Source organism: Aeromonas sp. QDB30 (assembly GCF_027707645.1).
In the GTDB taxonomy this organism is placed as follows: domain Bacteria; phylum Pseudomonadota; class Gammaproteobacteria; order Enterobacterales; family Aeromonadaceae; genus Aeromonas; species Aeromonas caviae.
The window spans coordinates 1-1919 of record NZ_JAPCIY010000156.1; the positions used below are offsets into that span (position 1 = coordinate 1).

General features: G+C 30.7%; 2 protein-coding genes. Both read left to right on the forward strand.

Features of this window, described 5'->3' with window-relative positions; translation table 11 throughout:
- Window positions 1–186: hypothetical protein (locus tag PG896_RS20835; protein WP_270836183.1), on the forward strand; the 186-nt coding region annotated here is incomplete at its 5' end.
- Window positions 187–301: 115 nt separating this feature from the next.
- The gene (locus PG896_RS20840) at window positions 302–1285 is read left to right on the forward strand and encodes a hypothetical protein (protein ID WP_270836184.1); all 984 of its coding nucleotides are present in this window, start codon (window positions 302–304) and stop codon (window positions 1283–1285) included.
- The last annotated feature ends 634 nt before the right edge of the window (window positions 1286–1919 follow it).

The following is a 1919-nucleotide window of genomic DNA, read 5'->3' on the forward strand; positions in this document are numbered from 1 at the left end:
GGCGTGCATCGAGAAGACAGATTATCCCATCCCGGCAGAACTGATGCCGTCAACCCCGTCCTGGTGAATAGATACCAAAAAACTTCTTATCTATTTTTATATAATAATGGTGATAAAATATATGTAAGATTGATTTGTTTTGTGTCCGGCAAAAATGTTTTTATTGGGAGCTGTGTCAGGCTTTAAATATTGATAATTTATTTACTCTATTATTTTATTTTATTTTATTTTATTTTATTTTATAGGTGTAAATATATAAAAATGGTGATTAATGAAGAAGATAATTTATAACGACTATTTTATGTCAGAGTTTATGTTTTATTTTTTGGAAAAAAAACGTGAATATGATATACAATCAGTTGCTAATCAAATTAAATCAAAAAAACTACCGCTTTTATTAAAATTGTTCATGTGGAGAGTTGTTCCTTTTGGATATATTTTTTTGTTTTTAGTTGTAAGGTGTTTTCAAAAAAAACAAATGACGAGACTCTCGAAAGATAGTATATTATATTTCGGGGTTGATAATATATATAATTTGACAAAACTGATGTACGGTAATGTGGATATAGATCGTCATGTACTTTGGTTTTGGAATCCTATATCTTCTCTCGGTGTCAATAAGTATGACAACTGGGTTCATGTATATTTATTTATACCATTATTGAAGTATTCTGGGGTTCAGTTATGGTCATTTGATAAATGCGATGTGGAAAAGCATAAGCTAATATATCACCCGCAAATACATAATTCTGCTCATCTGTTGTCGTATTCGCTCCCCCATATGACAAATTTTAAAAAAACATTTAAAAGTGATAGGCATAGCTTTTTATTCGTTGGTAAAGATAAAGGGCGTCTCAAAAATCTTATTAATGTCAAAAGTATACTTTCAAAATCCAATGTGGATTGTGAACTATATATTACCCCAGATGAAAAAGGGCGTTACTCTAACAAAGATTTCTTATTATTAGAAGAACACAATTTAAGTTATATAGATTATTTGAAAAAAGTATCTTCTCATTCCGGTTTAATCGATTTTGTTCAGGCGGGGCAGAGTGGAGTCACTTTAAGAGCCTTAGAGGCTTTATACTTGAGGAAAAAGTTAATCACTAACAATCATCATATTAAAGAATATGATTTTTATCATCCATCAAATGTGTTTTTTATAGACGAAAATATGGATAGTGAACAGTTGTTGTCTTTTTTGGACTCTAGTTTTGTTGATGTTTCTCCAGATGTATTGGCTAAGTATGATATAAATGATTTATTGAACTCGGTGTTTGAATAATTTTTCTTATTTTTCTCTTTGAGTATTTATTTGGTTATATTCAAATAAATGGCTATAAATAATAAATGTATTGTGGTAGCGGAAAGGAAATTGGACTAGTTGTCATGAAATTACCTCTACTATAGCAGTTAGACTACTGGTCTACTCCGAAAGGGGATTGTGATTAAGTGAGCAAAATACGAAAAATTGCTTTTGTTTTGAGAATGTTCATTATAACAAGCTATCAGCTGCATGGGGGCGGCTTCCTACCATCATTCGTATGTTCCAAATGAACTGAGCTTGCCTGTGGGATGTTTTCAATTATCTTTATATAAGATCAAGTTAGCTGCTTCTATACTGTATACAGGTCATGAAACTGTTTTTCATCCAATATTTTAACTTGTTTGTTACTGGTTATAATGTATTTACACATACCATGGAAATAATTTTTGGTATATATAGTGTTGGACAGTTTTATGAAACAGCATGCTAATCATAAAAATAGTATATTAGTGTAAGCTATAAATAACTTTATGTCAGGTATTGGCTATTTTTATATATAAAACATGTAGTATAACTTAGGGAAGGTGCGAATAAGCGGGGAAATTCTTCTCGGCTGACTCAGTCATTTCATTTCTTCATGTTTGAGCCGATT

Excerpts from the sequence above, each read along its gene's own strand:
- PG896_RS20840 (WP_270836184.1), top strand. The coding sequence starts at position 302 with ATGTCAGAGTTTATGTTTTATTTTTTGGAAAAAAAACGTGAATATGAT.